The following is a 24,415-nucleotide window of genomic DNA, read 5'->3' as shown; positions in this document are numbered from 1 at the left end:
ACTTTTCAATACCTTACGATAATATCTTATTACAACTTTCTAAATAAGTAAATAATAAGAAACTTATAGATTATCATAAGTTTTCTTTATGTTTCTAAATTTGAATAGTGTTCATGCTCCTTATGAATACTATTACCATAAAGTAAAGTGCTCTATTAGCGCTTTCTTTACAGTTCATACATACTATGAACTGCTTATCATTCAACTTACAAAAAAAGTTATAGAGGTGAAATAAAATGGGTAAAAGAAAAGCAAATCATACTATTTCAGGAATGAATGCGGCATCTGCACAAGGACAAGGTGCTGGTTATAACGAAGAGTTTGCAAATGAAAACTTAACTCCTGCAGAACGACAAAATAATAAGAAACGCAAAAAGAACCAGTAACAAAAAATCCCAAAAGGAACATTCACCTTTTGGGATTTTTTCTAATGTTTATAACGTAACAATTCCGAAACCTTTACAAATCGATAACCTTGCTTTTGAAGCTCCGGTAAAATTTTTGCTAGCGCTGCTACTGTTTGACTACGATCATTTCCTCCATCATGTAACAATACAATATCTCCACTTTTAGCATTTTTCACTACATGATTTACAATGGACTCAACACCTGGATTTGCCCAATCACGTGGGTCTTGGTGCCATGACCATAGTACAGTTTGATACCCAGCTTCTTTCGCTGTTTTAAATACAGCATCGTTAATATATCCACCAGGTGGACGGAATAACAAAGGTTCTTTTACCCATTTTTCAAAATATTTCTTTCCATCTAAAATATCTTTTTTTAATTTTTCATCTGATGAACTATTCGCATATAAATGATTCATCGTATGATTTCCAATTTCATGTCCCTCTTTCAACACTTGTTTTACTAAATAGGGATTGCGCTGCACTCGAAATCCGATCATAAAAAATGTTGCTTCCGCTTTATATTGACGTAATAAATGTAAAACTTGTGTTGTATAAGTTGGATCTGGTCCATCATCAAATGTAATGGCAATAATCTTTTCATTATTAGGTACTTCCCACGTTACATAGCCAGTTGGTTCTAGCTCTTTTCTGAGCAACATTTTCGCTTCCACTTTTTCCACTTGAAATATATGTACTGCGCATAGTAAAGAAAAAATTACTAAAAAAACTTTCTGTTTTAGCATAATATTCATTAAAGTAAGAGGTTGTCGAATACCAACAATCTCATTTACTTTTCTAATTGATCTACATTTCGCATAATGTTTTGGAGATTATTTTCATATTGCTCAAGTTGTGGGCGTTGTGTTTCCGAAGCTACTTCTAGTGCATTTTGAATCTGTTCATATGCTTCCTGAACCTCTTGGCGTAATTCTTTTAAATCATGACCGTAGTTTGGATCATTTTTCACAATGTTGTTAAATGCATTTTCTGCTTGTGTAACGCCTTGCTGCGCTGCTTGAAAAGCTTGTTGCTTATCTTTATGATATGGCATTATACAATCCCCTTTCCATAATAGTTAGTCCCACTTATCTTTACCTTTTTTTCTAAAAACATTCTCGTATAAATTTACAAACTTCTCTCATTCTAAAAAGAAAGAGGAGGTGTCACAGACAATGGGCAAAAACAATCGTGAAGCGAAAGAAAAAAAAGGACAACCCGAACCATTAAGCGGATCTCATAAAGTAAAAAACCGTAACCATTCACGCCAAAAACATCATGCACATCATGATATGTAAAACAAAAAATGCACAATAGCTACCTTTTCCACATACAATGTTTATATTTTTCCATTTATTCTTCACCCCTACTTCATTCATGCATAACATAGTATGAATTGAGATTTTACGGAGGGTGTCTTACATGGGCAAGAAAAAGAAGGATTGTCTTTTTCATGTTGATGGTTTCGAAGAATGGATGGATCAGTTTTGTTCTGATTCTTGTAGCAACTTTAGTTTCCCAAATCAAATTCATATTGACCTTTGTGAAACGGAACAAGAATACATTTTGGAAACAGATGTACCAAATGTAAAAGAACAAAATGTAGTCATTAAAAAGATGAAGACAGGCCTAAACATTTGCATACTTCATAAAAATATTTCTTTGCAGAGAATCATTCCTTTACCCGATAATATTATTTATAAGAAGATGCTAGCCTGCTTAGAGAATGGATATTTAGCCATTCATATTTCCAAAAATGAAGTTGCTCATAAACATGAGGAAAAAGTTCTTTTTCAAATTGAGAATTAAAATAAAGTAAAACTTTAACCAACAGGAGTTTTACTGCCCGTTAATAGCGGAATAAATACAAAAAATAAGCCCCAGCAGATGACTGGGGCTTATTTTATTTCGCATGTAACTCTAAATTACAATTTCCACCATGCCTTTTTTTCAATAAACCTTTCGTAATTAAAAGTACAGGAAATGCTACAGTTGAAAATATAGCTAACGCTGAAAATACAATAAATCCATTTTGATATCCGTAGTAATCGAGAAGTACTCCCCCGAACCACGGACCAATTACTGCTCCAATTCCTGAAAAGCCCATCGCTCCGAAGTATGTTCCTTTTAGATGCGCAACAGCAATATCATCAATAAATACATCCGTCATTGAAAACATTAAGACTTCTCCAATTGTAAAAATAATTGTACAAACGGCAGCACCTAGCATAGATTCTACTATTCCAAAGCCAAATAATCCTCCGCTCACAAATAAAGTCCCCACCATAATTGATATTAACGGTGTATACTTTTTGCACATTTGAATAACAGGATATTGAATAATCACTACAACAACTGCATTTAAAGCGAGCATATATGAGAATAGCTTCACTCCATCCTGGAATATATGTGCATTTGCAAAATATTGAGATACTGTCGTCGTCAAATGTGAAAAACCACAATTACTCAAAATAATACCGACTAAAGCAACTAAAAATACTATATCTTTTCGCAATATACGCATTGCATTTAGCATTGTAACAGGTTTTTCTGTACTCACTTTCTTTTTTCCCATTGGATACTTCTTAAATTGGAACGCTAGTATAGCTGTATATAGAATATATACCCCAGCTGCTACTAAAAAAGGAATTGTTGATTTTGCACTTCCAATCTGTAATCCAACAATTGGTCCAATTGCAACTCCAACATTTATTGCACCGTATCGTAAGTTATAGACGAGTAACCGATACTCAGGCTTTGTTAAATCTGATAATAACGCTCTTGATGTTGGCTCAAAAAACGACCTACATAATCCATTTAAAGCGTTTAATAAAAAGAAACTTAAAACATGATCTGCAAGTGAAAAACCTATAAACACAAAAATCCAAACGATCATGGACCAGAGCATAATCATTTTCCGGCCAAATCGATCTGATAAATTCCCTCCGATAAAACTAGCAAAAACACCAACAAGTGCACTCGTTCCAATAATAGCACCAGTCATTCCAGCTGATACACCTTTAACAGTCGTTAAATAAATCGCTAAAAAAGGAATACTCATTGAGGTAGCAAACCTAGCAAACAATGTCCCTAAAATAATACTCATTCCAAGCGGATGAATATGCTGTAACTTCCCCTTCATCGTTAAACCTACTCTCTCTATTTTCACAAAAAAAGAAAGCAAAGGATCTGCTCTCTTTTCCCCTTTTATACTTGAGCTGTTGATACTCGAGCTGTTCTCGTTATATCCATATCTATGCCATATGTAAACTGTAATTCTTTACAAACATCTTTAATTAAAATTGCTACATTATACTTTTCATTAAATTGTAAAACGATGTTTTCTACTTCTTCATATGTATACTTATATTCCCCTGTAATAACACTTTTTAGATCAAAGCATTCATTTATACAAAGTTGCACAAGTAGCTGGTCATATTTCTCGATTACATCTTCTTTCTTCCACAGTACCTCTTTTACATATAACCGATCAAACTTCACACTTTCTCGATTACAATCCGTTAAAATCCGGGTCATTTCATTTAATTCTCGATACAATTCAGAAATATTTTTGCTTAAACTAAGCAGTTTATCTACGCCATTTTCATATAACATATTCATTCCACCCCCGCATTTTCTTTCCCTTATTATAGCAAGAAAATTCTAAAAAAAGTTTCTTTCTTCTGAAATATTAGGAAACTAATTTCGATTGCTTTACAATGAAACTAGTGAACACGAAAGGGGAAAGAAAATTGGAGCAAAAATTATATTACACTGACACTTATAAACAAGACTTTACTACTAAAATTATAAAGCAAGATTATGATAAAGAAGGTAACTTATACGTTGTTTTAAACGAAACAGCATTTTATCCGACAGGCGGCGGACAACCACATGACACTGGAACTTTAAATGGTATTGCTGTACTCGATGTTGAAGAAGTCAATGAAGAAATCCGCCACTTCATTACAGAAGAATTACATACAGAAGAAGTAGAAGGTAAAATTAATTGGGAGCGACGTTTTGATCATATGCAGCAACATGCGGCTCAACACATTTTATCTGCTGCTTTTTGGGATCATTTTAACATACCTACAATTGGATTCCATCTTGGTAGAGAAACGGTAACAATTGATTTAGAAACAGAAAATCTGCATACAGAAACGGTTGAAAAAGCAGTACAAATTGCAAACAATATAGTTTTTGAAAACCATCCAATCCGTATAGAGTGGATGAATTTAGAAGAAGCGAAAACGTTACCCCTTCGTAAAGAACCGACTATGACTGAAAATATACGCGTTGTTATTATCGAAAATTACGACTACAACGGATGTGGTGGAACGCATCCGAAACGAACTGGTGAAGTTGGTCCTATCCAAGTACTAGGATGGGAGCGCAATAAAGGTGGTATACGCTTAACGTTTAACGCTGGCTGGCGCACACTTAAATTAATGGGGCAACAACAACAAATTATGAAAGATGTTTCTAAACAATTAAACAGTAGCGAAACTGATATTCCAGCAAAAGTAGCACAACTGCTTACTTCTCAAAAGGACAACGAAAAAACAATACAAACAATGAATGAAAAATTATTGTTTGCAGAAGCAAACGAACTACTTCAACAGCCTATGGAAATACATGCTGGCATACTTATTTCTAAAGTATTTACAAATCGTTCTATGCAAGAAATCGCAAAGCTTTCTGCTATTATTACAGAACAACAAGAGCATGCCCTTACATATTTCGTCATTGAAAATGATGACAAACTACAATGCATCCTCGCTTGCGGAAAAACAGTCACGCTTGATATGAATGCTCTTTTAAAAGATGCTCTTACTACAATTGAAGGAAAAGGTGGCGGAAATAAAAAGAGTGCGCGCGGTGGCGGAAAAGCGGTTATGACTGGGGACGAGTTTTTAAATCAACTTGTGTCTTCTTTACAGTCCGCATTATAAAACATGTTTATGAAGGATAGCTAACTGCTATCCTTCAACTATATTTACAGGCCTATATTTTGTTTCAACCCTTGATAACTCCCTGCATTTGCAAACCCCTCACTTACCAGTTTTATAAAAGATTCAGAAAAATCATAGTGACTTAATTCTTTAATCGGTACCATTTGCACATCATGAATCGGATTATGATCAAACTCGTTAGAAGGTAACGTAATTTCACCTTCAATCCTTTCAAGCAAAAACGTAATATGTAATAAAGATGGGCTAGTATCTGGTTTATCACAAACATAGAGTAGCTTCTTAATTTTAACTTCTAACCCTGTTTCTTCTCTCATTTCTCGAATCACCGCTTCTTCTAACGTTTCACCATTCTCTACCCTTCCTCCAGGTAAAGACCAATTTCTATTAGCAACTCTTTGCTTTACTAGCAATACTTTTTCATCTTCAATTAAAATTCCGGTAACACGAACTTGCATTACATTTTCCATATGTAATCTCCTCTTCCCATTATATTTACAAATTAATCCTTCCATAAAAAGAACGTACGTTTTATAATTAAAGAAAATTATGGAAGAAAGAAGTTGTTACATTCATGCGTCCACCTTTAACAAAGTCTATATCACTTGAAGATTTCCAAAACTATTATTGGTTAAAAACAGAACTGCAAACATTTTGTCGTGAGCATGGGTTGCCAGCTAGTGGCTCTAAGATCGAAATAACCGAACGTATCTCTCATTATTTACATACTGGTAAAATATTAAAAAACAGCTCCGGTCAAAAGGCGAGTAAAGCCTCCCTATCCTATAAAGATCTTTCACTTCAAACTGTTATTACTAACAATCACCGCTGTAGCGAAGATGTTCGTGCTTTTTTCAAAGAAAAAATCGGAGCAAACTTCCGCTTTACAGTAGCTCTTCAAAAATTTTTTAAAGAGAATGTTGGAAAAACATATGAAGACGCGATAAGGTTTTGGTATGAAGAAACCAAACGAAAAAAAGATCCTACATACAAAACAACTATTAGCGTGCAGTTTGAATACAATCGTTTCACTCGCGACTTTTTCGAAGATCCAAATAACAAAGGAAAATCAAAAGCTGATGCGATCGCTGCTTGGAATGAAATAAAAGCAAAACCTGGTAGCAATGCTTATGTTCCTCAAAAAGTAGAAGACTAACTAGTTAACTCGTTAGTCTTCTACTTTCTCAAATAATAAAGCAAGCCCTATTCCCCCCCCTATTCCCAATGTCACAATTCCATATTTCATATACTCTCTTTGCGCTTGATAAAACAAACGTGTTACGAGCATAGCACCCGATGCACCGTACGGATGACCGAGCGCAATTGCCCCCCCATTTACATTTAATTTTTCGAAAGGAATTTGTAACTCCTTTGCACAAGCAACAACTTTTGAAGCAAATGCTTCATTTATTTCAAAATAATCGATGTCCTCTACTTTCATATTCATTTCGTTTAATAATTTGTTCACCGCAAATATCGGACCAGTCCCCGGAAGATTTGGATCCACTCCAACTACAGCACTGCGGACGAAACGAAGAACAGGCTTGTATCCTAATTTTCGAGCTTGCCCCTCTTCCATGACAAGAACAGCACATGCTCCATCATTTATGCCGCACGAATTACCTGCCGTTACTGTACCATTTTGCAAAAATGCGGGCTTAGTTCTTTTAATCATTCTTTCATAATTTATTTCTCGCTTTATAGCTTCATCTAGTAATCCATTAAATGATAGTATTTCATCTTGTAAATGTCTATTTTCTAATGCTTGCAGTGTCCTTTTATAACTAAGACAAGCGTATTCGTCTTGCATTTCTCGTGTTATATTATAGCGCTCTGCAACATATTCAGCCGCCACTCCCATATTAGGATCTCCAATTGTTTCAGGTGAAAATCGCGCTCTATTTTGAAAAGGTGATGTACTTGTACTCTCTACTCCTCCTGCAATATAACAATTACCTGCACCACCTTGAATGAAATGACATGCAGTGCGAATGGCTTCCAATCCGGCACCACATTGCCGATCAATCGTTACACCAGGAATATGATAACCGAGCCCCGCCTCTAAAGTAGACAGCCTTGCAATATTTCCTCCTGGTCCAACAACATTCCCTAATATAACATCGTCTATTTCTCTCTCAATTCCTTTACTTAAAAACGAAAGAAGTGGTGCTGCTAAATGCTGAACTTCATAATCTTTCAACATCCCATTCTTCTTACCAATCGGTGTTCTTTTCGCCTCTACAATAACCGCCCTATTCATATATCTCCCCCTGATTTTCAATCATATTTTTCGCTGCAACACGAGCAATCTTCCCGCTATTTGTATATGGTATTTCATCAACAAAATGCCATTCTTTCGGTATTTTAAAAGAGGATAATCGTTGTAAGCAAAAACTCTTTAATTGTTGCTTCGTAGCACTTCCTTTTACGATAGCGACAGGCTTTTCCCCCCAATAACTATCTTCTACACCAACTACAACTATTTCATTAACAGCTGGATATGTCTGTACTACACTTTCTATTTCTTCTGGGAAAATATTGATTCCTCCAAATAAAATCATATTCTTCTCTCTACCAACAATATATATGAAACCTTCTTCATCTTGATAGCCTACATCTCGCACTGTCATCCAGCCAGCTGCAGTCAACTCCGGAACTAAAACCCCTTCTATTATGTATCCCATAAAAAACTGATTACTTTTCACATAAACAGTTCCTATAACACCTGTCTGTACTTCTTCTCCTGCTTCATTACATATTCGAACTTTCACATTGTGACAAGGTTTTCCTACTGAATTTGGCTTTCTATCGCCCTCTTCATCGACTAATGCTGTTACAAAGCTTAACTCCGATGCACCGTAAAATTCATATTTTTTCGCACAAGGAAATATACTCTTTATTTTTTCTTTCGCTTCAGCTTCCCACTTCGCTCCTGACGAAATAATTTTCATTTCATTTTCTATTACTCTATTTTCTTTATATAAAGATTCTAGCATTGTCGGGACTGTATACATGACCGAAATATTTTCAGTTTTCAACTTGTCTAACACTTGATCTGGAATAAACTTTCTCATAATGTGCACCGTTTGTCCTACATACAATGCACTTATTGCGCCGTATAAGAAAAGAGAATGAACAAGTGTCCCAGCTATAATAATAGAATCTTCCTTTTTCATATGAAAGTCTTGTACATTACAATCAAAACTATGAACCCACGATTGTTGTGCACGTAAAAATGCTTTTGCTTTTCCAGTTGATCCTGATGTGAATCCCATATAAAAAGGAGCTTGTTGTACATTTTCTTCAGGGTAATCAGTAGGAATATAGTTCTCTATCATTCTTTTCCATTCATCAATTACAATTACTCTTCCTTCTTCACCCGAAATATCATTTAACTTATACCGTTCTGTCACAACCATATCCGGATTACTGATTGCTAGTCTTTCCTTTAGTTCATCCTTTTTCCATTTTATATCTAATGGCACACAAATCCATCCGGCCATGGCAGCACCAGCAAATAGTTCTAAAAACTCCATACGATTTTCTAACACGATTGCTATCGTTTTATTCTTCGATTCTTTTTCATCCAACCAGCTTGCTACTTTACACACTGACTCAAACCACTCTTTATATGTTAAAACTCGATCATTTTCCTTTATTGCTATTTTATTCGGTTGTAAGGAGGCATGCTTTTTATATTCTTTTGTAATCCCCATATGAGACGTCCTTTCTCTTAAAAATAATAAAAAGAAACACGCAATGAACGTGTTTCTTCTCTTTTTTATCCCACATTTGTATATTTCCCACTCTTTAAAGCAGGCGTAATAATATGTTTCAATGAACGGTGTAATTTTGTTACAAGAACTGCTGCAATAATTGCTTTTATACAATCCCCTGGTAAGAACACAGCACTTACTTTCATCGTTTCCCATACAGAAACATCCATTAAGAAAGCTTGTACAGTGATACCAAACACATAAACTACGAAAATACCACCAATTATATTAATGCATAATACTTTTATTATAGAAACTTCACGTAAACGCTCAATTAAATAACCAATGACAAACGCTCCAACAATATAACCAAGTAAATATCCTGCACTTGGCCCAACAAATACACTAAAGCCACCACGTCCACCAGCAAGTAATGGTGCTCCAACTCCTACTATAAGTAAGAAAACAAGTTGACTTAATGCACCAAGACGTGATCCTAACAGTCCACCAGCAAGCATAACACCAAGTGATTGTAATGTAATTGGAACTGGTGTAATAGAAAGAGCAATTGGAGGAATTAACCCTAACACTCCCATAATAGAACTAAATAAAGCGACGAAAACTAAGTTTTTTGTATTCATATTTGCTTCTCCTATTTGTAAACTAAAAACGATTTTCAGATAACATATTATAGAAGTTATATTATATTTCTATCTAGAATTTGTCAACTTGTTTTTATAATAGGTTTACAAATGTGAATTCCTTTATTTTTCTTTATGCAAATGCTCAAGTTCTTTCCGAAGGGCTTGTTTTAAAAACTTCCCAACAGATGTTTTCGGTATTTCTTCCATAAATACAATATCGTCTGGTAACCACCACTTCGCAAACTGTGGTTTTAAAAACTCATATATCTCTTCTTTCGTTACTGTACTATTTTTCTTTTGAACGACGCAAGCAACTGGGCGCTCTTGCCACTGCGGATGAGGAACGGCCACGACAGCCGCTTCAAATATAGCATCATGTGCCATTAAAGCATTTTCAAGGTCAACTGAAGAAATCCACTCTCCTCCGCTTTTAATCACATCTTTCGTACGGTCAACAATTTTCACGCAACCTTCCTCATCGACTGTGACAACATCTCCTGTATATAACCATCCATCACGAAACCCTTCGACAGTACGCTCATCGTTATAATAGCTTTCAGCGATCCATGGTGCTCGTAAACAGAGTTCTCCCATCTCCGTACCATCCCACTTCACTTCACCATTTGTGCCGACTACTTTCATCTCTACACCAGGGACAAGATACCCTTGTTTTGATCGAATTTCTAGTTGCTCTTCATACGATAATTCTGTTTCATAACTTTTTAAACGCGCAAGTGTTACGAGTGGGCTTGTTTCGGTCATACCATATGCATGGATGAAAGGAACATTGTGTTTCTGTTCAAATGCTTTAATAACACTTTTCGGTGCAGCTGCACCACCACATAGTATTCTCGTCATACTAGATAAATCGTAACTATTATTTTCTAACTCTTGTAATACACCAAGCCAAATTGTCGGCACACCAGCAGCTAACGTCACTTTTTCAGATTGGATCATTTCTAATAAAATTTTTGGCGTAAACATCGGTCCTGGAAGAACTTGTTTTGATCCAAACCAAGTAGCAGCGAAAGGAAGTCCCCAAGCATTCACATGGAACATCGGTACAATCGCCATTGCTGCATCACTTTCCGATAAAGCAGCTGTATCTGCTAAACCAAGTGCCATACAATGCAATACAGTACTACGATGCGTATATACAACACCTTTTGGATTTCCTGTAGTCGCCGACGTATAACACATACCAGCAGGTGTGTTTTCATCAATATCTTTTACAAATTGGAAATTTGGATCACCTTCTTCTAATAGCTTTTCATAATGATATACAGGTTCTAGCGTAGTATTTGGAAGTTCATCTTTATCAGTCATAATAATGTAAGCTTGTACAGCTGATAGTTGTGATTGAATATTTTCAACGAGCGGTACGAGATCTTTATCTATAAGTAGAATGCGATCTTCTGCGTGCTGAATAATATATGAAATATGTTGAGGAGATAAACGAATATTAATTGTGTGCAAAACAGAAGCAATACCTGGAATAGCAAAATACGCTTCCACATGTCGATGATGATTCCACGCTAACGTTCCTATACGCTCGCCTTCTTTAATTCCTAATTTTTTTAACGCACTGGAAAGCCTTCTCGTCCTTTCACCTAACTGCTTATACGTTAACGTCGTAATTGTATCATGTGTCCGTGAAACAATTTCTTTCTTTGAAAACAGTTTTTCTGCTCTTTCCATCATAGAACTAATTGTTAGCGGTACATTCATCATCATATTGGTTATATCCCCCTTTAAAGCGTTTTCATTTTTTGTTTATTATAACAGACTCCTACAAATAATGACGACATTTTTCTGTATTTTCTGAATTATTTCTTTGGAAATAATTCAGAAAATACTAAGAGAAAACACATTAAAACTCCTTCTTACGATATATAAATACCGAAATAACAAATGAAAAGATATATATGATAACGCCAAATATTGTATATAAAATTGAAATATATACAGATTCATTTAAGTTTGATATTGGAAATTGTTCTATTATATAGCCAATTACACTTTGTAATCCAAAATAAGTAACAAGTCCCCCGCATGCGCCTCCAATTGTAATAGCATCAGATTTTTCTGCTCCAAAAATATAGAGGAGTGGATAGGCTATTGCTCCAGCATTAAGGATGATGAACATCCCTAAAGAAACACTCTTAAATATATCATCATCAATTGGCGTATCTGAAACTGAAGCATGTACGTAAAATATGCTATACGATAATAAAGTACCAATAATTACAACTATAAAATAGAAAAGGTAGTGACTTTGCACAATGTTATTTCTAGTAACCGGTAAAGTAAGTACATATTTTTCATAACCCGACTTACTCTCATACTTAATAACTTCAAGTGCAGGAATTGCAGCAAATAAGATAATGAATGTAGCAATTAAACGGTACATTGAAGCATTACCAAAATAAAAAACAAATCCCGATCCTAATATCGCTATTCCCATAAACATAAAGAAAGTTCGATACACTAGATAATAGTTTGTCAATAATAAACCTTTCATTTATTTTTCACTCCTTGTTAATAAAACACTTATTTCTTCTATCGAAATGGTTCTATGAGCAATCCCATTTGGTAGTTTATGCACATCTGATACAAGTACATTGAAATAAGAACCATTATCCCTTTTCACCTCAACTATATCTTTGTTGATTAAAGTTAGTTGTTCCTCATCAACATCTACAATGGCATAATTGTCCAAAACCTTATCCTTTTCTTCATTCAATAAAATTTCTCCATCTTTTATCACAATAAGGTGACTAGCTATTTTTTCTACATCACTCATAATATGTGAAGAAAGTAATATACCACCATTACTTTTATTCACAAAACTTTTTAATTCCTCTAACACCTGCTCCCTAGATGAAGGATCAAGACCTCCCGTCGCTTCATCTAGAATTAATAATTTGGCATTATGTGACAACGCAACAGCTATAGTTAGTTTCATTGACATTCCACGCGAGAATTTATCTACTTTCTCATTAGTAGGTAAAGAAAAAGTATTAACTAATCGATAAAAATTATCTTGATCCCAAAATTCAAACATCTTTTCAAAAACTTTGTTTAGTTGCTTTATTGTAAGATGAGCCGGTAGATTCATAGCATCAAATACGACTCCTATCTTCCCCTTATTCTTGGCATCTTTATTTATATTTTCTTCACCAAATATTTTGACTGTACCACTATCTTTAGAAATTAATTGTAGTACTGTTTTAAAAGTTGTGGATTTCCCTGCCCCATTGTCACCAATGAATCCAACAATTGCCCCTGATGGCACATTGAAGGAAATATCTCTTAAAACCACTTTGTTTCCAAATGATTTACTCAAGTTTTTAATTTCTAGAAGATTTGACATCATTACACTCCTATCTTAACTTTTAATAAAAAATCGAATAAAAATAGGTTTTCTCCTATTAAAAATTATCCACTTTTTCTCTCACTTTCTTTTTCAGTTTAAAAATAAGACGATTACTATATTCTTTATTTTCTACTAAAATTCGATACACCTCTAATACTCCTAACACACGAATAAAAAGATAGACTCCAATTGCAATAAGTACAACACAGTAAGGGTAATACTGCACTAATTCTCCTGAAGTGATATGCTTTTTCTCAAACAAAAACGGGATTGCGCCTGCGGCTATAAAACAAAATCCAACGATCACTACTGCCGCATACTTTTTCTTAATAATCGCATATCTTTTTGTCAATTCTTTTAGGAAGTTTTGATCAAATAGTAGTTCTTCCTTTTTCAATACATTGTATCGACTCTCTTCTATCGTTACAGGTACCATCATCGCTCCAATTCCAAGGACAGCAACAATAATGACAAGGAATGTCGACATTGTTGCATTTTCTTTAAATAATAAATACGGTATTGTAGATAAAATGAGCAAACTAAATCCTAGCGCTATATATTTAGAAATTTTTTGTCCATACACTACATACCCTTCTGCCATTTCCTGACTTACATAATAGCCATCCCCATTTTCATTACTTTGCTCAGCAGTTTCTTTTAATAAATAGTCGAGTGATACTTCAAATACATTCCCAATCATTATTAACTTTTCTGTTTCAGGAAAACCTTGACCGTTTTCCCATTTACTAACCGCTTGCCTTGTCGTGTTTAATTTTTCAGCTAATGCTTCTTGAGAAAGGCCCTTTTCCTTTCTTAACTTAAAAAGCTTTTCACCAAATCCCATATGTGTGTCCCCCTTTGTTTTCTTAACTCAATTGTATGTAAACATTCTCCTTATCTCTATCTTCCTGCGGTTGCACTTTGTCAACTTACGGTTGCGATTGTGTTATATAGCGGTTTTTTATACGATTTAGCTATTTTTCTTCTAAGATTGTGGCGTTAATAAATCACCCTCTCCTAATAACTAATTATAACAATTACAGGTAATTATTGTTATAAAATACAAAAACCCCCTTATTCATTTAAAGGAGTTTTCGATATGAAATATTCCAAGAAGGGCTAATTTCCCTTCTCATATTAATTCACAATTTCTTCTATACATTTTTGCATGTTGTGCAACGATTAATAAGCATCCCACACAGTATATGTTGTCATCTCTTTATATAAGGCGTATTCATATATATGTAAAATATTACTCCTATTAACTTCTCTAATAAAACCACTTCTCAATAATCATAACGGCTTCTGCTTAAACTTTTCATAATGTCGTACTTTTAATAAAAGGACATTCCCGCAATCTGTACAAATATAAGCATCTACCGGTGAAGATGTGAACATCGTCTCCTTTTTCCGTATTTGTGCATAACCGACAAACTCACCTTCTCCTATATTTTGAGAACCACAATTAGAGCATGTCTGCACGTCTTTCTGTTTCATGAGAGCACCACCTTTAATCTGTTTCTACTCCCTTCGACAGTTCACTTCCATTTCCCTTCCAAAAAACCTCTTATTCTCTTACATTTCAACAGGAATCTCAGAACAAACATCGTATAAGTACTATGAAATATATTTATTAACGGAGGAACTTTATGAGTACGATTATGACGCTTAATACAGCTCAAGAAATTGAAAACGCAGAAATACATATGCTCTCTTCTAGATTAACGCTATTACAAGCAATAAACGGAAATCCAATGCAAGTACAAATGAAAAAGTTCGGTAGTACCACTGCCTTTTCATCAAAAGTAATTGCTGGTCCGGCTTTTAATACGGTAAAAGGTATTACATTTACAAATACAGCTGAGTTAGATGAAATTATCTCTTATTATCAATCACTACAAATCCCTTGTCGTTTTGAAATTACACCCGCTCAAGGTACAGCTGAACTATTTCATTACTTATCTGAAAAAGGTTTTTATCAATCTAGCTTCCATACCGCTTTATATAGTATACCGAGAGAAGATCCATCCCTTCTTCCTTCTAACATTTCAGTACGCCAACTAAAAGAAAATGAATTTCATATTTTTGCAGACATATATGTACGTGGATTTAACATGCCATCCTTTACAAAAGATGGTGTTCGCCAAAATAACGAAATTCTTTACGATAAACCAGGATGGTATTTTTTCATAGCCGAAGTTCAAAATACTCCTGCAGGCATTGGTGTCCTGTACATAAATAATGGGATTGCTTCATTAGCTGCTTCTGCTACTTTGCCAGAATTTCAGCGTAAAGGCTGTCATACTGCCTTAATTCAAAAACGAATTGAGACAGCTATTGAATCCAATTGTCATTTAATAGTCGGACAAGCAAAATTCGGTAGCGGCAGTCAAAATAATATGGAACGTGCCCATATGAAAATTGCTTATACAAAATCAATATGGACTGCAAAAGACATGTAATTAACATTCCTTCTCCTCCCATTACAATCTTATACATTCTATGACAATTCCTTTTCTATACCATTAATCATTTGAATATTCAAACTGCATTTGTTAAGCTATTACTAGATACATCATTCAACTTGCAATATGAAAAGAGAACTCTAATCAAACTACAAGGAGGAGAAATGTATGACTAAACATGATCATGGTTTAAAAGAAAAAGTAGAAGGTGCTATTGATAAAGTAAAAGGCGAAGTAAAAGAAGTTGTCGGGAAAGTAACTGACAATAAAAAATTACAAGCTGAAGGAAAATGGGATAAAGTAAAAGGCACTGCTAAAGATACGGTTGGCAATGTGAAAGAAAAAGTACATGAATATAAAGAGCATAAATAATAAAAACACGTTAGATGTATTTTCATCTAACGTGTTTTACTTTATATACATAATGAACCACATAACATATGATATATTTTTACTTCTCTATACTTTTTGTAAGTGGCTCTTTAAAGGCATTTCTATTCCATACAACAAAAACAATAAGAGAAATAATAAAGAATACAACAAGACATATACCCAAATAATCAAAATTAACTACCTGTATGAGATTCCAAAACGGTCCCTGTAAATTATAGCTTTCAATAAGCAAAGATAATAGTTGATATCCCCCTATTAAAAAAGCCGTTATAACAGATATTAAGGTAATTAATACATTATACGAATTTCTTATTCGATTATTTTCCATTGCCCACTTATAATTCGTATTCATGAATGTACTATCTAATGTATCCATCAATGACATTCCTGCAGCAAATAAAATGGGGAAAGCAAATATACTTACAAGTGGAATAGATTGACTTGTTGCAGTTACTGTAGAAAGAGCAATTAATCCAATTTCACTTGCTGTATCAAAACCGAGCCCAAATAAAAAACCGATCATATACAATTGCTTCTGACTATTAATAAAACTAAATAAACGTTGTGCGAAACGATATATAAACCCCAAGTTTTCTGGTTGCTTATCTTCTTGGCTCCGTAACACTTTAATAAGATACAACAGATTGGTAAGACCGATAATAATAAGGAATGTGCTAGAAACGATTGTACCAATAATACCGCCTATAGTAGAAAAACTCTCCATTCCATGTTTTGCCGTTTTTCCAATTAAAGCAATTAATACAATCATCACAAATACTACTGTAGAGTGTCCTAATGAGAAGTAAAATCCCACCCCCTGTGAGTTTTTACCTTTTTCAATTAATTTCCGAACAGTATTATCAATTGCGACAATATGATCACTATCAAACGCATGACGCAATCCTAAAGAATATGCAATAATAGCCATTCCAATTATGCTATTACCTTTATACAGTGCTGGTAATAATAAGAGAATCCCAAGCACATGAAGAAATATAATAATAAAAAAAAATTTAGTTGCCTTCTTCAGTTCACTTTTCCACATAGTTACTAGCCCTTTCTACTTTAAATTGAATACTTTTGAAAACGAAAAGTGCCATAATAAAAACTACGATCGTTATAATAGTCGCTAAAATAATTACAAAATTATTTAACACATCTGTATGATTTGTAAGTGTTAACAGAGCTGGTACTGTTGCAGTAATCCAAGATTCAACGAAGCATACAATTCCTACATAAATATGAATCTTCTTTTTCAACCCATCTTGCAGGAAAAATAAAAACCAAAGGAATGCCCAAAAGAACCAAATTATTGTACTTTGTAGGCCTCCACTCTCATGTAATTGATTCACTATTCCCATAACCGTTGCAATGATAGCAACCCAAAGAGAATAGTAACCTACACCTGAAGAATCAAGTTTTAGTATATTTGTAAGACCAACATATAAATAAGTAAAACCAAATAAAAAGATAGTTCCATTAGATAGGATAGTCCACTCATCGGATTGACTTCCTGTAAATAATAAATATAATGGTGTCAAAGTTTGTAGTGCCCCTACAAATAAATTAAAGTACCCTACACTTTTGCTATCAATGAGTTTAAAAGCTGCTAGTGAATTCATAAATAGAACTGCACCAACAAATAATAATCCCACGTTAGTCATAGTATCCCCTTCTCCTACTTAATATTTTCGATAGGATGTTAATTCTTCATGCAGACAATTTTCTCTAACAAAACGATGACACTGAAAAAATATAGACTCCATATCCTCTGTATTATGACTAAGTATGCGTATGACAAAGCCTTTACATGTCGTAGAAGCTATTCCAATCTTCATATTGTTAGTGTTAGAAAACGATGTTTTTAATGCTGCAATTAAGTCATTTGTAACGTTCTCATTAATAACTATGAAAGTACCATAATGGGAATATTGATTTAATATTCCCATTTGATCTAATGACTCTTTAAAAGGGTTTAGCAATAAATGATCATATACTACAAGTTTATTTTCCATATATATTTTTGTTAGCGAATCAAAATATTGGTATGTGAACTTCTCCATATTCGGCGACCAGCCAGGCGTAACTGAATCACATAAAATCAATGTAGAATTATTTTGCATATATATATTTGTTTTTTGCTTATATGCTGCGTCCTTGTACATAATTAACGGATCTGGTAGATATTCCATAGCAGCATTCTGACCAATATAAAAATTCAATTCTTGCAAAGCATAACTATTTGGAGTCTTGTAAACTTTCGTTGCGGATTGGCTTGTTATATATGTTTTCGCATCTTTACCAACATTTATATTTATAGAATAGAAATCTCCTTTTAAATAGCCTCCACCAGAATTCATAATATAGTAATATGCTCTACCATACTTGTCCAAATATATCGGCTGCGTTACTTTTAAGGCATCTTTATGATAAACCTTAATAGGTACGGTTTTATCTCTCTTTTCCATCACATCAATGTTTAAGACACCTGTAGGAGATTTCATTTTTTCAATCCTTCTAACATAATGTTTTGTCGCATCCAATTTATTAATTCTTGTAAACCTTCCTCATCCTTCAAATTTGTAAAAAAGTATGGTTTATTATGTCGGTAATGTTTTGTATCCTGCTCCATAACTCCAAGATCTGCCCCTACATAAGGTGCCAAATCCGTTTTATTAATTACAAATACATCAGATTTAATCATTCCTTGCCCACCTTTCCGTGGAATCTTTTCTCCCTGCGCCACATCAATAATATAAATTGAAAAATCCACTAGCTCCGGACTAAATGTGGCAGCTAAATTATCACCCCCACTTTCAATAAAAATAATATCTAAATTATTATGTCTAATCATGAGTTCTTCAATTGCTTCAAAATTCATAGAAGCGTCCTCTCGAATTGCTGTATGTGGACACCCTCCTGTCTCTACACCAATAATTCTATCTTCTGGTAAAACACCTGTTTTCAATAAAATCTTTGCATCTTCTTTCGTATAAATATCGTTTGTAATTGCTGCAATTTCATAATCTGTATTTAGATGTTTTGTTAACTTTTCAACTAACATTGTTTTCCCAGCACCTACCGGGCCACCGATACCAATTTTAATAGGCTTTATCATTTTATTTTTCCTCCCTATGACATGAAGACCCTTACATTTACATCTTCATGTTGCATTTGATTTATTTCGAATTCAGGATCATTCAATCCAAAATCATCTAATGAAAGTATTTGAATTCTATCAATAGATTCACAGATTAATCCATGACATTCTTGTAATAGTTTTTGACCGTCTGTTTGTCCAAGAGGAATGGCTCTCACACCGTTTTGAATTATACTTCCAACACTTGAGTATAAGAAAACTAAGAGGGTTTCTTCTATTGTCATTTTCAATTCCGCTGCTAATATTCCATATACGATACTCGGATGACCTTGTAATTTATTACCTATAACATTTTCTTTATATATATTTAAATTTGAAAATGAAAACAATTCACACAATAATTTAGAAGTACTTTTACTAATCATTCTATTTGCTTTTCTACATTCAAAAGGCAATGTTTGTGCTGTTATTAAATCATCTAAAAATGTAATTTGTTCTCCCTCATTATTCTTAATTGCTTCGTAAGTATATTTGCAAATTAAGCCGTCCGTGTATGTTAATTGCACTTTTATATATCGATTCATCCATTTGAAAAATCCGGCTTTATTTGTAACTTGTCCCTCTTGAATAAACGTCTCTAATCCAAAAGAGTGACTAAAACTCCCTGTTGGGAAGTTCGAATCACTAATTTGGAGTAGGTTAAGTAGGTTAAATATGTTTGTGTGAAGCATGCTTGAACGGTTTTGGTAATACTCTATTTTCTTTTTGATAAGGAACACCTTCCTTTTTAAGTAAATCTTCTACTAAGTAGTCATTCGCCAAAATCATGCACCCTTCATCGAATTGTGCTGGTAAATGTCTATTGCCTAAGTTATGAGCAATGATTCCCATTTCTTTTATTGATGTTGGAGTAATTACAATTACTTCTTCTGGTAATACTTCAATATATACAATTCGATTTTCATCTTCATATAAAATATCACCGTTCTTTAATGTTTCTCCACTACCTAAAGACATCCCAATTTCAAAACCAGATTCTGAATATAGTTTCTGAACCCTCTTCAGTAAAAGCTCACTAGAAATCAATATTTTATCAAGATGCTTTTTTGTATTTGAAAAATCATCCATATTGCATACGTTGTTATTAATTTTTTCAATAATCATTTTATCTCCCCCGTTATATCAAAATAAAAAATATCTTTGAGCCATAGGCAGTACATCTACTGCTTCACACGTGATTACTTTTCCATCAACTTTAACTTCATATGTCTGCGGATCTACTTCAATTTCTGGTGTTGCATTATTTAGCTTCATATCTTGCTTCGAAATCTCTCTCGTATTTTTAACAGGTAATACAACTTTATTTAAACCTAATTTGTCTTTAATATTATTCTCATAAGCTACTTTCGATACAAATGTAATCGAACTGGACTGTACTGCTTTTCCATATGCACCAAACATCTTTTTTTCATAATATGGTTGTGGTGTAGGAATCGAAGCATTCTCGTCTCCCATTAATGCCATCACCACCATCCCGTTTTTCAAAACCATATCTGGCTTAACACCAAAAAATTGCGGATCCCATATTACAAGGTCAGCATACTTTCCTACTTCAATAGAGCCGACATATTCTGAAATCCCATGTGTAATAGCTGGATTAATTGTATACTTCGCTATATAGCGTTGAATTCTATTATTATCGTTATATTCTTTATCTCCCTCTAAACTACCAATCTGCTTTTTCATTTTATCGGCGGTTTGCCAATTGCGAATAATAACCTCTCCAATCCTTCCCATCGCCTGTGAGTCAGAGCTAATCATGCTGAAAACCCCTAAATCTTGCAAAATATCCTCTGCCGCAATTGTTTCTTTTCGAATTCTTGAATCTGCAAACATTACATCTTCTGGAATATTGGCTTTTAAATGATGACATACCATAAGCATATCTAAATGTTCATCCAGCGTATTCACTGTATATGGCAAGGTCGGGTTCGTTGAAGATGGTAAAATATTATTTAGTGTAGCAATCTTTATAATATCTGGTGCATGCCCACCTCCAGCCCCTTCAGTATGGTACGTATGAATAACACGATTATCAATAGCTTTTATCGTTTCTTCCACAAAACCACATTCATTTAACGTATCGGTATGAATAGCGACTTGAATATCATATTTATCAGCAATCTGTAACGAGTGATTAATTGCGGAAGAAGTCGCTCCCCAATCTTCATGAATTTTCAATCCGATAGCCCCTGCAAATATTTGTTCTTCCAAGGCAGGTAGACTTGAACTATTTCCTTTCCCTAAAAATCCAAGGTTTATTGGAAAAGCTTCTGCTGCTTCTAGCATTTTTCTTAAGTTCCAAGATCCAGGTGTTATTGTAGTTGCCTTAGTCCCTTCTGCCGGTCCTGTTCCCCCACCAATTAAAGTTGTTATACCTGAAGCTAATGCTGTATCAATTTGTTGTGGGGATATGAAATGTACATGTGTATCGATACCTCCAGCTGTAACGATTTTTCGCTCACCAGAAATTACTTCCGTCGATGTTCCAATGATGATATCAATATTATCCATAACCGAAGGATTACCACTCTTACCAATTGCTGAAATTTTCCCATCTTTTATACCAATATCCGCTTTATATATTCCCGTATAATCAATAATAATTGCATTCGTAATAACAACATCCACAACCCCCTGTTCCCTTGTAAGTTGTGAATTTTGTCCCATACCATCCCTAATTGATTTTCCTCCGCCAAAGACAGCTTCATCACCATATACAGTGGCATTTCGCTCAATGTGTGCGAATAATTGTGTATCCGCTAAACGAATAGAATCTCCTGTAGTTGGACCGTATAAATCAGCATATTGTTTACGTGACATCTTAAAACTCATGCTATCTCCCTCTTTTTGTGTAAGATTGAATATCGCCATCCACTTTATTTTTAAATCCATACACTTTTTGTTCCCCGGAATATGGAACTAATTCAATCGTTTTTTCATCTCCAGGTTCAAATCTTACAGCTGTACCCGCTGGAATATTTAAGTGTTGTCCAATTGCTACACTACGATCGAATTTTAATGCCTCATTCACTTCATAAAAATGGTAATGAGATCCAATTTGAATAGGTCTATCTCCCTGATTTAACACCTTAACTTTCGTTACTTTTTTATCTCCATTACATACTATGTCTTCTTTCGCAAGAATATATTGCCCTGGAATCATAACATTCACTTCCTTTAATGAATTGGTTGATGAATAGTTACTAATTTTGTTCCATCAGGAAAAGTTGCCTCGACTTGAATATCTGATATCATGTCTGCAATACCATCCATAACATCTTCAGCACTTAAAATATTTTTTCCAAGCTCCATTAATTCCGCCACATTTTTACCATCTCTTGCTCCTTCCAAAATTTCATACGTAATAATAGCGATACTTTCTGGATAGTTTAACTTAAGCCCCCTCTCCTTTCGTCGATAAGCTAAATCAGCCGCAACAACTACTAGCAGTTTATCAATTTCTCTTGGCGTTAATCTCATTACACTCTCCCTTTCTGAAGTATTTTAAAACTAAGAATATTCTAAAAACAAAAGGTGTATTTTCAATGTCCTTCCCGTGTTTTCTCCATGTTTTTTCTATCAATCAAATAAAAAAAGACTAGAATTTCTAGTCTTTTTTATTTCCCTTCATTCTTCTCTAACACATACAAATCTTCTTCGATATTAGATAATTTCTCTGTTACAAGCTTTCTAGCATCTCCAATTGCTTGATTGTATGCAAATGGTCCTACTAATTTAATCATTTCTTCTATTAAACGCTCTGCTTGGAAGCGTCCAATTTCATCTAAATCTTCTTCAACGAAAAATTGCTGAATTTGTGCTACTAGCTCTTCTTTTTTATCATTTGGTATTTTTATATTCATCATCATTTGTTACTCCTCTATATTTATAATAGTACGTTTCTTAACTCTACCATAGAAAAACGCTTTCCAGGACAAGTTTTTGTAACCCCTTCTAGCTCTCTATGACCGAGTATATTTTCTTTCTTTATAGCAAACTGCTTCATAAACATTTTACATAAAGAATATAATGCATTCATTTGTGCAGGAGTTGGATCGTATTTATCAAAATTACCCGTCATACATATTCCAATTGTATCCCTATTATTATCTTTCGCATGTGCTCCAATATGTAAACCCCGTCCTTCAACTATGGTTCCATCTTCTTCAATAAAATAATTGTAACCAATCCCGCTCCATCCTCTTACTTTTTGATGAAACTCATGTGTTTGATATACATCCCATCCATCTTCGGATGTATGGTGGATAATCAGTTTATTCACTTTTTCTAAAGGAACTAATTCATCTTGAAAGGTTAAATTAACACATTTAATTTCCATTTGAACATCCTCCCTTAAAAATCAATCATCATCATTGTTTTATCATCTGGTCTTATTCTCTTTTCTCCTTCTAACTTTTCGATAATTGCTACATATTCGCTTATACTATTCTTTCTTATATATGCAACAGCTTGTTCGAGCGACCAATCTGGGTGAAATAATCCGTCTGAACAAATAAAAATTCCGCTCACTTCATCTATAGGTAATTCACCATGCTGTAAATAATGTATTGCTTCTTTCATTCCGTTTGCAACGGAATACCCGCCCTGCATATTTGCAAGATAACGATTATATTTTAACTGTTCTCGCACATCTTGAAAAACATGTTCTTCTAGTACAGATAACCCTTGTTTACGATCTTCTTCTCTCTTCTTTTTTGCTCGTTTGCTAATTCCTTCAACTGTGTCTTTCGTTAATACTTGTATTGTTCCATTTCGAAGTATTGCGACAATCATACAGTCCCCTAACTGTGCGTATTCAATTTTCTCTCCACTTATTTGAACTGCCGCAATACATGTGCACCACAAATGCTCTTTTTTTCTCGTATCTACCTTATATTCTAACATTTTTCTTTGCAATGCTTCATTTGCTTTTGCAACTGCAACTGGTAAACTATGATTTTCACGTAATGAAGCAAAATAACTTGCAAATAAATGCGAAGCGATGTATGCTCCATTATGTCCCTGTTCATCACGAAATGGGACGAGAGGTGTTGCACCGTCACATACACCATACATCTTATTTTCTTCATTACAAAAATAAGAATCCTCACATTCTTGCTTCAACGGGCTTTTCTGTTGATATGTTTTTATCTTCACAACTGTATCCCCTTTCAAATGATAAAATACTCAAATTCTTTTGATTAATCAAATTTCCCGAAATAAACTGTTTTTACCCAAAACTTTCAATATCATATATAATCTTGAAATAATATGAATT

Annotated in this window: 32 protein-coding genes; 7 read left to right on the top strand and 25 right to left on the bottom strand. The window is 34.1% G+C overall.

The window, feature by feature from the left end; all coding sequences use genetic code 11:
• The first annotated feature begins 236 nt into the window (after window positions 1-236).
• A complete protein-coding gene (gene sspO / locus AC0NJG_RS11860) occupies window positions 237-386 on the top strand; it encodes an acid-soluble spore protein SspO (RefSeq protein WP_000518052.1) in 150 nt (49 codons plus the stop codon).
• A 41-nt stretch (window positions 387-427) separates the two neighbouring features.
• Here the strand turns inward: sspO and pdaB are convergent, their stop codons facing one another.
• Together pdaB and AC0NJG_RS11850 are read right to left on the bottom strand one after the other, a co-directional pair.
• Window positions 428-1,153: a polysaccharide deacetylase family sporulation protein PdaB gene (gene pdaB / locus AC0NJG_RS11855; RefSeq protein ID WP_123805654.1), complete on the bottom strand. Its 726-nt coding sequence runs from the start codon at window positions 1,151-1,153 to the stop codon at window positions 428-430.
• Window positions 1,154-1,197: 44 nt separating this feature from the next.
• Window positions 1,198-1,461 (bottom strand): hypothetical protein, encoded by a 264-nt coding sequence (locus tag AC0NJG_RS11850; protein ID WP_001146295.1) that lies wholly within the window; start codon window positions 1,459-1,461, stop codon window positions 1,198-1,200.
• A 121-nt stretch (window positions 1,462-1,582) separates the two neighbouring features.
• Here AC0NJG_RS11850 and AC0NJG_RS11845 point away from each other — a divergent pair, with 121 nt between their 5' ends.
• A complete protein-coding gene (locus AC0NJG_RS11845) occupies window positions 1,583-1,705 on the top strand; it encodes a small acid-soluble spore protein P (RefSeq protein ID WP_000517649.1) in 123 nt (40 codons plus the stop codon).
• Between the two features lie 124 nt (window positions 1,706-1,829).
• Window positions 1,830-2,216, top strand: a complete 387-nt coding sequence (locus AC0NJG_RS11840; RefSeq protein WP_000516732.1) for an Hsp20/alpha crystallin family protein — start codon at window positions 1,830-1,832, stop codon at window positions 2,214-2,216.
• A 94-nt stretch (window positions 2,217-2,310) separates the two neighbouring features.
• Here the strand turns inward: AC0NJG_RS11840 and AC0NJG_RS11835 are convergent, their stop codons facing one another.
• Both AC0NJG_RS11835 and AC0NJG_RS11830 read right to left on the bottom strand, forming a co-directional pair.
• Entirely contained in the window at window positions 2,311-3,549 is a 1,239-nt protein-coding gene (locus tag AC0NJG_RS11835; RefSeq protein WP_087954931.1) for an MDR family MFS transporter, read from the bottom strand.
• A gap of 65 nt (window positions 3,550-3,614) precedes the next feature.
• Window positions 3,615-4,022, bottom strand: coding sequence for a hypothetical protein (locus AC0NJG_RS11830; RefSeq protein ID WP_000965140.1), 408 nt, complete (start codon window positions 4,020-4,022; stop codon window positions 3,615-3,617).
• Between the two features lie 137 nt (window positions 4,023-4,159).
• On the opposite strand from AC0NJG_RS11830, the gene AC0NJG_RS11825 reads away from it, so the two are divergent.
• Window positions 4,160-5,362 carry an alanyl-tRNA editing protein gene (locus AC0NJG_RS11825; protein WP_474063085.1) on the top strand — a complete coding sequence of 401 codons (1,203 nt, stop codon included), beginning with the start codon at window positions 4,160-4,162 and terminating at the stop codon, window positions 5,360-5,362.
• A 44-nt stretch (window positions 5,363-5,406) separates the two neighbouring features.
• On the opposite strand, the gene AC0NJG_RS11820 is transcribed toward AC0NJG_RS11825, so the two are convergent.
• A complete protein-coding gene (locus AC0NJG_RS11820; protein ID WP_087954614.1) occupies window positions 5,407-5,850 on the bottom strand; it encodes an NUDIX hydrolase in 444 nt (147 codons plus the stop codon).
• A gap of 104 nt (window positions 5,851-5,954) precedes the next feature.
• On the opposite strand from AC0NJG_RS11820, the gene AC0NJG_RS11815 reads away from it, so the two are divergent.
• Window positions 5,955-6,536 carry a DUF6434 domain-containing protein gene (locus AC0NJG_RS11815; RefSeq protein WP_087997370.1) on the top strand — a complete coding sequence of 194 codons (582 nt, stop codon included), beginning with the start codon at window positions 5,955-5,957 and terminating at the stop codon, window positions 6,534-6,536.
• A 12-nt stretch (window positions 6,537-6,548) separates the two neighbouring features.
• Here the strand turns inward: AC0NJG_RS11815 and AC0NJG_RS11810 are convergent, their stop codons facing one another.
• The 8 genes from AC0NJG_RS11810 to AC0NJG_RS11775 all read right to left on the bottom strand — a co-directional run bounded on the left by AC0NJG_RS11810 (window position 6,549) and on the right by AC0NJG_RS11775 (window position 14,613).
• Window positions 6,549-7,640 carry an acetyl-CoA C-acyltransferase gene (locus AC0NJG_RS11810; RefSeq protein WP_087954930.1) on the bottom strand — a complete coding sequence of 364 codons (1,092 nt, stop codon included), beginning with the start codon at window positions 7,638-7,640 and terminating at the stop codon, window positions 6,549-6,551.
• Window positions 7,633-9,096 carry an acyl-CoA synthetase gene (locus AC0NJG_RS11805; RefSeq protein WP_474063084.1) on the bottom strand — a complete coding sequence of 488 codons (1,464 nt, stop codon included), beginning with the start codon at window positions 9,094-9,096 and terminating at the stop codon, window positions 7,633-7,635. The genes AC0NJG_RS11810 and AC0NJG_RS11805 overlap by 8 nt, the downstream gene beginning before the upstream one ends.
• Window positions 9,097-9,161: 65 nt before the next feature.
• Window positions 9,162-9,737 carry a biotin transporter BioY gene (locus tag AC0NJG_RS11800; protein WP_308900929.1) on the bottom strand — a complete coding sequence of 192 codons (576 nt, stop codon included), beginning with the start codon at window positions 9,735-9,737 and terminating at the stop codon, window positions 9,162-9,164.
• A gap of 123 nt (window positions 9,738-9,860) precedes the next feature.
• Window positions 9,861-11,474, bottom strand: a complete 1,614-nt coding sequence (locus AC0NJG_RS11795; protein WP_474063083.1) for a long-chain fatty acid--CoA ligase — start codon at window positions 11,472-11,474, stop codon at window positions 9,861-9,863.
• Between the two features lie 136 nt (window positions 11,475-11,610).
• On the bottom strand, window positions 11,611-12,261 hold the full coding sequence (locus AC0NJG_RS11790; RefSeq protein WP_087997367.1) for an ABC-2 transporter permease: 651 nt from the start codon (window positions 12,259-12,261) through the stop codon (window positions 11,611-11,613).
• Entirely contained in the window at window positions 12,262-13,113 is an 852-nt protein-coding gene (locus tag AC0NJG_RS11785) for an ABC transporter ATP-binding protein (protein WP_474063082.1), read from the bottom strand.
• Window positions 13,114-13,171: 58 nt separating this feature from the next.
• The gene (locus tag AC0NJG_RS11780; RefSeq protein ID WP_087954609.1) at window positions 13,172-13,960 is read right to left on the bottom strand and encodes a helix-turn-helix domain-containing protein; all 789 of its coding nucleotides are present in this window, start codon (window positions 13,958-13,960) and stop codon (window positions 13,172-13,174) included.
• 449 nt (window positions 13,961-14,409) lie between these two features.
• The gene (locus tag AC0NJG_RS11775) at window positions 14,410-14,613 is read right to left on the bottom strand and encodes a hypothetical protein (RefSeq protein ID WP_000810212.1); all 204 of its coding nucleotides are present in this window, start codon (window positions 14,611-14,613) and stop codon (window positions 14,410-14,412) included.
• A gap of 152 nt (window positions 14,614-14,765) precedes the next feature.
• On the opposite strand from AC0NJG_RS11775, the gene AC0NJG_RS11770 reads away from it, so the two are divergent.
• Complete coding sequence (locus AC0NJG_RS11770) at window positions 14,766-15,578, top strand: GNAT family N-acetyltransferase (RefSeq protein ID WP_087954608.1); 813 nt, start codon at window positions 14,766-14,768, stop codon at window positions 15,576-15,578.
• Between the two features lie 171 nt (window positions 15,579-15,749).
• A complete protein-coding gene (locus tag AC0NJG_RS11765) occupies window positions 15,750-15,953 on the top strand; it encodes a CsbD family protein (RefSeq protein ID WP_000160408.1) in 204 nt (67 codons plus the stop codon).
• 79 nt (window positions 15,954-16,032) lie between these two features.
• Here the strand turns inward: AC0NJG_RS11765 and AC0NJG_RS11760 are convergent, their stop codons facing one another.
• From AC0NJG_RS11760 to AC0NJG_RS11705, 12 genes are all read right to left on the bottom strand, one after another.
• Window positions 16,033-17,019 carry a HoxN/HupN/NixA family nickel/cobalt transporter gene (locus AC0NJG_RS11760; protein ID WP_087954607.1) on the bottom strand — a complete coding sequence of 329 codons (987 nt, stop codon included), beginning with the start codon at window positions 17,017-17,019 and terminating at the stop codon, window positions 16,033-16,035.
• Complete coding sequence (locus AC0NJG_RS11755) at window positions 17,006-17,638, bottom strand: AmiS/UreI family transporter (RefSeq protein WP_000185992.1); 633 nt, start codon at window positions 17,636-17,638, stop codon at window positions 17,006-17,008. Before AC0NJG_RS11755 ends, AC0NJG_RS11760 begins: the two co-directional genes overlap by 14 nt.
• Before the next feature lie 18 nt (window positions 17,639-17,656).
• A complete protein-coding gene (locus AC0NJG_RS11750; RefSeq protein ID WP_000841917.1) occupies window positions 17,657-18,478 on the bottom strand; it encodes an urease accessory protein UreD in 822 nt (273 codons plus the stop codon).
• Complete coding sequence (ureG, locus tag AC0NJG_RS11745) at window positions 18,475-19,092, bottom strand: urease accessory protein UreG (protein ID WP_000594924.1); 618 nt, start codon at window positions 19,090-19,092, stop codon at window positions 18,475-18,477. Before ureG ends, AC0NJG_RS11750 begins: the two co-directional genes overlap by 4 nt.
• Window positions 19,093-19,106: 14 nt before the next feature.
• Window positions 19,107-19,805, bottom strand: a complete 699-nt coding sequence (locus tag AC0NJG_RS11740) for an urease accessory protein UreF (protein WP_087954606.1) — start codon at window positions 19,803-19,805, stop codon at window positions 19,107-19,109.
• A complete protein-coding gene (locus AC0NJG_RS11735; protein ID WP_087954605.1) occupies window positions 19,783-20,238 on the bottom strand; it encodes an urease accessory protein UreE in 456 nt (151 codons plus the stop codon). The genes AC0NJG_RS11740 and AC0NJG_RS11735 overlap by 23 nt, the downstream gene beginning before the upstream one ends.
• Before the next feature lie 18 nt (window positions 20,239-20,256).
• Window positions 20,257-21,969 (bottom strand): urease subunit alpha, encoded by a 1,713-nt coding sequence (gene ureC, locus AC0NJG_RS11730; protein ID WP_087954604.1) that lies wholly within the window; start codon window positions 21,967-21,969, stop codon window positions 20,257-20,259.
• A 1-nt stretch (window position 21,970) separates the two neighbouring features.
• Complete coding sequence (locus AC0NJG_RS11725) at window positions 21,971-22,300, bottom strand: urease subunit beta (protein WP_087954603.1); 330 nt, start codon at window positions 22,298-22,300, stop codon at window positions 21,971-21,973.
• 14 nt (window positions 22,301-22,314) lie between these two features.
• Window positions 22,315-22,617: an urease subunit gamma gene (locus AC0NJG_RS11720; protein ID WP_001241327.1), complete on the bottom strand. Its 303-nt coding sequence runs from the start codon at window positions 22,615-22,617 to the stop codon at window positions 22,315-22,317.
• 137 nt (window positions 22,618-22,754) lie between these two features.
• Window positions 22,755-23,006, bottom strand: a complete 252-nt coding sequence (locus AC0NJG_RS11715; protein WP_001994665.1) for a DUF2164 domain-containing protein — start codon at window positions 23,004-23,006, stop codon at window positions 22,755-22,757.
• A 17-nt stretch (window positions 23,007-23,023) separates the two neighbouring features.
• A complete protein-coding gene (locus AC0NJG_RS11710) occupies window positions 23,024-23,476 on the bottom strand; it encodes a peptidoglycan recognition protein family protein (protein ID WP_087954602.1) in 453 nt (150 codons plus the stop codon).
• A gap of 14 nt (window positions 23,477-23,490) precedes the next feature.
• Complete coding sequence (locus AC0NJG_RS11705; protein ID WP_140421245.1) at window positions 23,491-24,312, bottom strand: protein phosphatase 2C domain-containing protein; 822 nt, start codon at window positions 24,310-24,312, stop codon at window positions 23,491-23,493.
• Between the last annotated feature and the right edge of the window lie 103 nt (window positions 24,313-24,415).

The sequence above is a fragment of the Bacillus sp. SSR7 genome, from assembly GCF_055902415.1.
This window is presented reverse-complemented; position numbering and strand designations above follow the sequence as displayed.